At 62.0% G+C, this 7,901-nt stretch carries 7 protein-coding genes; 2 read left to right on the forward strand and 5 right to left on the reverse strand.

What is annotated here, in order from left to right:
- Positions 1–2: 2 nt before the first annotated feature.
- From hemF to JQ641_RS20680, 5 genes are all read right to left on the reverse strand, one after another.
- A complete protein-coding gene (gene hemF, locus JQ641_RS20660) occupies positions 3–878 on the reverse strand; it encodes an oxygen-dependent coproporphyrinogen oxidase (protein ID WP_211997814.1) in 876 nt (291 codons plus the stop codon).
- 195 nt (positions 879–1,073) lie between these two features.
- Entirely contained in the window at positions 1,074–3,080 is a 2,007-nt protein-coding gene (locus JQ641_RS20665) for a DNA/RNA non-specific endonuclease (protein ID WP_211997798.1), read from the reverse strand.
- Positions 3,081–3,192: 112 nt separating this feature from the next.
- Entirely contained in the window at positions 3,193–3,558 is a 366-nt protein-coding gene (locus JQ641_RS20670) for a 6-pyruvoyl trahydropterin synthase family protein (RefSeq protein WP_211997799.1), read from the reverse strand.
- Positions 3,559–3,590: 32 nt separating this feature from the next.
- Positions 3,591–4,223, reverse strand: coding sequence for a 7-carboxy-7-deazaguanine synthase (gene queE, locus JQ641_RS20675; protein WP_211997800.1), 633 nt, complete (start codon positions 4,221–4,223; stop codon positions 3,591–3,593).
- 10 nt (positions 4,224–4,233) lie between these two features.
- On the reverse strand, positions 4,234–4,689 hold the full coding sequence (locus tag JQ641_RS20680; RefSeq protein WP_211997801.1) for a tRNA (cytidine(34)-2'-O)-methyltransferase: 456 nt from the start codon (positions 4,687–4,689) through the stop codon (positions 4,234–4,236).
- 377 nt (positions 4,690–5,066) lie between these two features.
- On the opposite strand from JQ641_RS20680, the gene petA reads away from it, so the two are divergent.
- Together petA and JQ641_RS20690 are read left to right on the forward strand one after the other, a co-directional pair.
- Positions 5,067–5,597, forward strand: a complete 531-nt coding sequence (gene petA, locus JQ641_RS20685) for a ubiquinol-cytochrome c reductase iron-sulfur subunit (RefSeq protein WP_192738556.1) — start codon at positions 5,067–5,069, stop codon at positions 5,595–5,597.
- Between the two features lie 63 nt (positions 5,598–5,660).
- The gene (locus JQ641_RS20690) at positions 5,661–7,724 is read left to right on the forward strand and encodes a cytochrome c1 (RefSeq protein WP_211997802.1); all 2,064 of its coding nucleotides are present in this window, start codon (positions 5,661–5,663) and stop codon (positions 7,722–7,724) included.
- Positions 7,725–7,901: the final 177 nt, after the last annotated feature.

The raw sequence follows: 7,901 nt of genomic DNA on the forward strand, positions 1-7,901 counted from the left end.
GTTCAGGGCCATTTCACTTCGGGCGGCATCGACGACAGGATTGAATCGACGTTGCCGCCGGTCTTCAGGCCAAAGGTGGTGCCGCGATCATAGAGCAGGTTGAATTCGACGTAGCGTCCGCGGCGCACCAGTTGCTCCTCGCGATCCGCCGGCGTCCATGGTGTTTCGAAGTTCTTCCGTACCAGCTCGGGATAGATTTTCAAAAAAGCGCGGCCGACGTCCTGGGTGAAGGCGAGGTCGGCATCCCAGTCGCCGGAATCGTGATGATCATAGAAAATACCGCCGATGCCGCGCGCTTCCTTGCGATGCGGCAGGTAGAAATATTCGTCGCACCATTTCTTGTATCGGTCGTAATCGGCAACGCCGTTCGGCCCGGTGCAGGCCTGCTTCATCGCCGCGTGAAAGGCGATGGTGTCGGCGTCTTCCTGGCTGCGGCGCCGGTCGAGCACCGGCGTCAGGTCGGCGCCGCCGCCGAACCACGCCTTCGTCGTCACCACGAAGCGGGTATTCATATGCACGGCGGGAACGTGCGGGTTGCGCATATGCGCGATGACAGAAATGCCGGATGCCCAGAACCTGGGGTCATCGGTGGCGCCCGGAATCTGCGAGCGGAATTCGGGGCTGAATTCGCCATGAACCGTCGAGCAATGCACGCCGACCTTCTCGAACAGCCGTCCGTACATCATCGACATCACGCCGCCGCCACCGGGATTGCCGGTGTGGTCGGCACGGTCCCACGGCGTGCGCACGAAGCGTCCCGCGCTGCCGGGATAGAGCGAGGCGGGCGCATCGTCTTCCAGCCGTTCGAAGGCCGCGCAGATGTCGTTGCGCAGCGCCTCGAACCAGCTCCGCGCCCGCTGTTTTTGAACGTCGATCATTGACATCGCAAGCGATATCCTCCGGCTGCAACCATCGTGGGCCTTGCATAGCACTGCGGCAAGGCGCGCGCGGCTTTGGTATCCCACAATTGGCGGGATGTCTCTTGCGAGATCACGCAGCCGCGTTATGCAGCCGCGCGCGACTTGGCAAGCGCGGTGGTTCGGATGATGGCCTCGGACGCGAGGACGTGGAACTCAGAACGCAATGTCCTCCGGCCCGCGGATCGGACGAGCCGAGGCTGCGGTAGTTGTCTCGACGCTACCCATACGGTCCATCCTGCGAAGCTTGCCGAAGTCGAGACCCGTCAGTTCCTCGATCAACGCAATCGGGCGCTGGAATACGCGCGCCTCATCGACGCTGTACGGATTGTAGCGCGTCGCTTCGAAGATCGGCTTGATCGTGGAGGTCTGTTCCACGATGAACCCCGTAACCGACGCCGAGCCATCGGCGCGCTTGAACACGGCTATTTTCCAGAACGACCAGGGAATTTGCCAGGGGCCTCCCTTGAGGCCTTCACCGTAGAAGCTGTCATCTGGTCTCAGGATGGGCCCGGTCATGATCGACACTTTGTGGTCGCGCTGATCGGCCCGCGCCAGAACGAAATCCTCAAGATTGCCCCATGTTTCGCTGTTGTAAACGTGCTCCTGAGGCGCTGCGTTGGTGTAGTGATAGGTATCCGCCGCTGCGCGATCGGCCACCTCTTGCGTTCCCCAAACCGGGTCAAGGCGGCGTACCAAATGGCCGCGGTCAATCTGAACGGTCTTGCCCGGCACCTTGCCGTAGACCTCCGCCAGGGTTTGTTCGCTGTCTGGCAAGCGTTTGTCACGCCTCCAGCCGGGACTGGCGTTCGACGATTTCAGCGTCTTCCCCTCAATATTCACGGCGGTCCAGGCCGCCAGACGCCGTTCGGCATGCATGGCCAGGCTGAAATGGGTGTAATCGAACACCGTCTTGTTGTTGGTGTTGTTGGTCGCCAGCGTTCCCTTGAAAGTGCTTCCCGTTTTCGGCAGCGGCACGGGCAGATCCGCACCCAGAAATTTCGGATCGTAGCCGAGCGAAGCGACAAAAGCGCGATCCGTAAAGCGCGTGGATTCGAAGGCCGGTGCGTCGGGGATATTCGGAATTGCTTCCCACTTTTGCGGAGCCCGCTCGTCGCGGGAGCGGCGTGGCCGCTGTCCGACGCGCGGATCGTACGCGAGCATGGCCATAATCTTCGCCGCATCGGCGTTGAACGGGGCAGCAGTCTTGATGCTATCCCACAAGGCGCTGATCCGAATGCCTTCGTTGGCAATCCAGACCCTCGCGTCTTCACCCTGGTCCTCGGTCCAGACTTCGCCGCGTTTGTTGATTGGCCGGTTTTGCGCGTCGCGGTCGCCGATGGCCTGGTGGTGGATCGCGACCACATCCCATTGGTCGTTGAAAATCGGCGAGCCGGACGATCCGGGTTCGGTATCGGCCGTATAGTGCATGAAGGCCGGATTGAGGTTGGGAAACTTCGCCTTGTCGAGTTCGATGATGCGATTTTCTCGCACGACTACCTGCTTGGTGCCGCCCTGGGGATGCTGGATAATCGAGACATGCTCATTGATGAGGCCCTTGCCGCTGACGGGCATGAGCGGCAGCACGCCGAAATCGGTGATTGGTGTGCCGTCGTGGCCCATTGGCGAGATGCCGACGATTGTGAAGTCAAGATCGACGCTGGTGTAAAAGGCTTCACCCGGTATGAACGGAAAAATGCGTCCCCGGGTTTCGACAAAGTTGGAATCGAGCTGATAGTCGAATTCAGCGAGACTGCGGCTGGCGGTTTCCGGATCGGGCAGGACGTGATTATTGGTTATCAGCAGGTTCGGCGTGATTAGAAATCCGGTCGCGTAATCCGGTGGGCCCGCTACCTGGCCGAGCGTTTTGATACGGCAGACCGCCTTGGCGGTCTGAAGCCCGCGCGCAAAGAAATTCACGCTCACGATATTGCGCTTGCCGATCAGTCGCTCGAGTGCTTTCGGATCGTTGCGGCTGATCAGGTCGAGCCTGAAGGCGATGCGAGCCGCAGTATCGATCTCGGCCAATTTGGATTCGATGGACGGGTCAGACTTCGGCGCTTTCCGATCCTCAGCCTTCTGCTTGTCGACAGCTTCCTTTGCTGCCAGCGTCAAACCGGCTTGGTCGTTCGCTTGCTGTGTCTGCGGATCAACACGGGCCATCTCAATCACCAAGCCGGGCGCGCGGAGCGGGATGCCCGCGAGGCGTGGGTGTAAGTTGCCAGAAGTTTGGATTACACGCTAGGGTCGGTTTGACGCAATCGGCTGCGTACGGTCACGCCTGCGGGCCGTAATACGTGCAGCTCTCGTTGCAGCTGTCGCGGTGAACGCTGACGCGGGTGATCTTTCCGGCGTGCTGGACCCGCTCCCAGATGAAGCGGGACAGGTTTTCCAGCGTCGGCGGGCCGAGCGCCTCGACCTTGTTGAGGAGCTTGTGGTCGAGCGTCTTCTGGACCTCCGCCATGCTGCGTTCGAGCAGGCCGAGATCGAATACCATCCCCGTGGCGGGATCGGGCGTGCCGCGCATGCTCACTTCGGCGCGAAACGAGTGGCCGTGGATTTCCTCACTGGCCTCGCCAAACGTCGTTCCCGGCAGCGAATGCGCGGCCTCGAAGCGAAACGATTTTGTCAGTTCCCACATTGTGAAAGCTCAAATCCTGTCTGATGCCAGTACTACCTGATACCGAGTGTCTTGTGTGTCTGCAGGCTGAGCCGCCATTGCGGGTGCTGCAGGCAATAGTCGATCGCGCGCGCGGTGTTTGCGGTCACGTCGGGTCCATCCATCGGCTGCAGCGAGAACCGCTCGAAGGCGAGACCTTCGAATTGCTCGGGGGCAGCGCCCGGTTGCGGATAGACCAGCTTCAATTCGTGGCCCCGGCGCACCACGAGATCGGAGCCGGCTTTCGGGCTGACGCAGACCCAGTCCATGCCCTCGGGCGGCTCGATGGTGCCGTTGGTTTCGATGCCGATCTCGAAGCCGCGCGCATGCAGCGCGTCGATGAACGGCCTGTCCACCTGCAGCAGCGGCTCGCCGCCGGTCAGCACGACGTAGCGGTTGGCGTTGGCACCGGTCCATTGCGCGGCGATGGTATCGGCGAGCTCGTCGGCCGAGGCGTAGCGGCCGCCCAGCGTGCCGTCGGTGCCGACGAAATCGGTGTCGCAGAATTTGCAAGTGGCGGAGCTGCGGTCCTGTTCACGGCCGGTCCAGAGGTTGCAGCCGGCGAAACGGCAAAACACGGCCGCACGGCCGGCATGCGCGCCTTCGCCCTGCAGGGTCAGAAAGATCTCTTTGACCGCGTAACTCACCATCTCTCCATCAGGTCTTGGAACCGGTTTGTCGCAGCGCCTCGCCCAATACCATGGCGGCCGCCATCGCGACGTTGAGCGAACGCAGGCCCGGCTTGATCGGGATCACCAGCCGCGCGTCGGCGACGCCGGCGACCTCGTCGGGGACCCCTGCGGATTCCCGCCCGAACAGCAGGATGTCGTCCTGCTGGTAGCGGTACTCCAGATAGGAACTGGCTCCCTTGGTCGTAAGCAGGACCAGCCGGAAACCCCCGTCGTTACGCCATTGTTCGAATTTTGACCATGAGTCGTGGCGTGTAATAGCGACATGGTCGAGATAGTCCATGCCGGAGCGGCGGAAATGCCGGTCGGAGACCGGAAAGCCCGCGGGCTCGATAATGTGGGCCGTGACATCCAGGCATGCGCACAGGCGCAGAATCGTTCCGGTGTTCTGGGGGATATCGGGCTGGAAAAGCGCAATCTGCATGATGTTGGCGGCTGGAGCCCCCGCTTCGATGGAATCGAAACGGGACTCCAGATTCCCTATTTTGACGCGTTTTCTTGACGCGAACCGGGTCCACTTCGCTGGAAAACGCTATGATGAAGCCCTGATGAAATGACTGAAAAATCACAGCTCGGCGCGGATTTAGTGCATTGCACGCTTGCGAGCCGATAGCGGGCTTGCGCTCTTACGGCAAGGGTGCCAATAGAACGATTCTGGATTGCTTGTTCCGCCGGATTTGGCGGGGAAAAGTGGTCTTTCTGCCGCCGCGGGGGCCGCGGGCGCCGGCAGCCTCTTCTGGGTGCGTTTTCAGCGTTTCAGGGGCGGTTCCGCTGGCTGCAGATGAGAAAGGGCTTGGAATCGTGACGACAGCGTCTTCGGCGGACCATCCGACACGCCGTGATTTTCTTTTTGTTGCAACGGGAGCCGTCGCCGCCGTAGGCGCCGCGGCCGCAGTTTGGCCGCTCGTTGCCCAGATGAACCCGGACGCCGCGACGATTGCGGCCGGTGCGCCGATCGAGGTCGATCTGACGCCGATCGCCGAGGGGCAGGACATCAAGGTGTTCTGGCGCGGCAAGCCGATCTACATCAGCCACCGCACCAAGAAGCAGATCGAAGAGGCGCAGAAGGTCTCGCTGTCGAGCCTGCCCGATCCGCAGCCCGACTCGGCACGCGTCAAGGCGGGCCACGACCAGTGGCTGGTCGTGATCGGCATCTGCACCCATCTCGGCTGCATCCCGATCGCCCATGAGGGCAGTTACGACGGCTTCTTCTGCCCCTGCCACGGTTCGGTGTACGACACCTCGGGCCGCATCCGCTCGGGACCGGCGCCCAGCAACCTGCCGGTGCCGCCCTACACGTTCGTTTCCGACACCAAAATCCAGATCGGCTAAGGCCCGGACGCCCGTCCGGGACCTCAATCCGTCGCGTCGTTTTACTTCCTCAGGATCGCATCAATGAGCGGACCATCCGATTTCCAGCCGACCAATCCCGCCTTGAAGTGGATCGAACGGCGTCTCCCGATCATGGGCCTCGTCCATTCCTCGTTCGTGGCCTATCCGACGCCGCGTAACCTGAACTACTGGTGGACCTTCGGCGCCATCCTCTCGATGATGCTGGCCCTGCAGATCCTGACCGGCGTGATCCTGGCGATGCACTACACGCCGCATGCCGACATGGCCTTCAAGTCGATCGAACTGATCGTCCGCGACGTCAATTACGGCTGGCTGCTGCGCAACATGCACGCCTGCGGCGCCTCGATGTTCTTCTTCGCCGTCTATATTCACATGTTCCGCGGCCTCTATTATGGGTCGTACAAGGAGCCGCGCGAAATCCTCTGGATCCTCGGCGTCATCATCTACCTGCTGATGATGGCGACTGGCTTCATGGGCTACGTGCTGCCGTGGGGCCAGATGAGCTTCTGGGGCGCCACCGTCATCACCAATCTGTTCTCGGCCGTGCCGTATTTCGGCGAGAGCATCGTGACGCTGCTGTGGGGCGGCTATGCGGTCGGCAACCCGACGCTGAACCGGTTCTTCTCGCTGCACTATCTCTTGCCGTTCGTGATCGCCGGCGTGGTCGTGCTGCACATCTGGGCGCTGCACGTTGCGGGCCAGAATAATCCGGCCGGCGTCGAGGCGAAGACCGAAAAGGACACCGTGCCTTTCACGCCCTACGCGACCATCAAGGATGCGTTCGGCGTCTCCTGCTTCCTGCTGTTCTTCGCCTGGTTCATCTTCTACATGCCGAACTATCTCGGCGATGCCGACAACTACATCCCCGCCAATCCCGGCGTGACACCCGCGCACATCGTGCCCGAATGGTACTATCTGCCGTTCTACGCGATCCTGCGCTCGATCCCGAACAAGCTCGCCGGTGTGGTGGCGATGTTCGGCGCGATCGTCATCCTGGCGTTCCTGCCCTGGCTCGATAATGCCCGGACCCGTTCCTCGAAGTATCGTCCGCTGGCGAAGCAGTTCTTCTGGATCTTCGTCGTGGTCTGCCTCGGGCTCGGCTATCTCGGCTCGCAGCCGCCGGAAGGCATCTACGTGATCGCCGGCCGTATCCTGACCTTCTTGTACTTCGCCTATTTCCTGATCCTGCTGCCGCTCTTGAGCCGGATCGAGACGCCGCGTCCGGTGCCGAACTCGATCGCTGACGACGTGCTGGCCAAGCACGGCAGCAAGGTGGCCTCAGTGCTGGTCGCGCTCGTCGTCGCTGGCGGTCTCCTGGTAGGTGGTACGCAGAACGCACGCGCCGAGGACCATGGCGTCGCCCCGCCCGGAAACAAGTGGTCGTTCTCCGGCCCGATGGGCAAGTTCGATCGTGGCGCGCTGCAGCGCGGCCTGAAGGTCTACAAGGAAGTCTGTGCGTCCTGCCACGGGCTGTCCTACGTCGCCTTCCGCAACCTCGCCGAAGCCGGCGGTCCCGGTTACTCGGTGGCGCAGGCCGCAGCGTTCGCGTCCGATTACAAGGTCAAGGACGGTCCGGACGACAAGGGCGAGATGTTCGAGCGGCCGGGCCGGCCGGCCGACTATTTCCCGTCGCCGTTCCCGAACGAGAACGCGGCGCGGGCCGCCAATGGCGGCGCATTTCCGCCGGACCTGTCGCTGATCACCAAGGCGCGCTCCTACAAGCGCGGCTTCCCGATGTTCCTGGTCGACTTCTTCACCCAGTACCAGGAGCAGGGCCCGGATTACGTTTCGGCCGTGCTGCAGGGCTATGAAGACAAGCCGCCGGCCGGCTTCTCGCTTCCGGAAGGTTCCTACTACAACAAGTATTTCCCCGGCCACGCCATCAAGATGCCGAAGCCGATCAGTGACGGCCAGGTGACGTATGACGACGGCGCGCCGGCCACCGTCGCGCAGTACTCCAAGGACGTCACCACGTTCCTGATGTGGACCGCGGAACCGCACATGGAGGCGCGCAAGCGGCTTGGTCTGCAGGTGTTCGTGTTCCTGATCCTGCTCACGGGCCTGCTCTACTTCACCAAGAAGAAGGTCTGGGCCAACGCGCACTAAGCGCTGGGTTCATCGCAATTCGGAAAAGCCCCTGCGGGGGCTTTTTTGTTGCCACGTGCACCGCCGTCATCCTGAGAGCTTGTGACCCTATGATTTGCGGGCGCGGTATTTGGCGCGGTAGGGCGCTGGCGATCGGAGGCTGCTTTCAAGGTCGATGGTGTCAGGTCATTGGGCTTG

Source organism: Bradyrhizobium sp. JYMT SZCCT0180 (genome assembly GCF_018130165.1).
Classification (GTDB): Bacteria; Pseudomonadota; Alphaproteobacteria; order Rhizobiales; family Xanthobacteraceae; genus Bradyrhizobium.

Coding starts and splice junctions, on each gene's coding strand:
- JQ641_RS20690 (WP_211997802.1), top strand. CDS start 5,661: ATGAGCGGACCATCCGATTTCCAGCCGACCAATCCCGCCTTGAAGTGG.
- JQ641_RS20670 (WP_211997799.1), bottom strand. CDS start 3,558: ATGTGGGAACTGACAAAATCGTTTCGCTTCGAGGCCGCGCATTCGCTG.
- hemF (WP_211997814.1), bottom strand. CDS start 878: ATGATCGACGTTCAAAAACAGCGGGCGCGGAGCTGGTTCGAGGCGCTG.
- JQ641_RS20680 (WP_211997801.1), bottom strand. CDS start 4,689: ATGCAGATTGCGCTTTTCCAGCCCGATATCCCCCAGAACACCGGAACG.
- JQ641_RS20665 (WP_211997798.1), bottom strand. CDS start 3,080: ATGGCCCGTGTTGATCCGCAGACACAGCAAGCGAACGACCAAGCCGGT.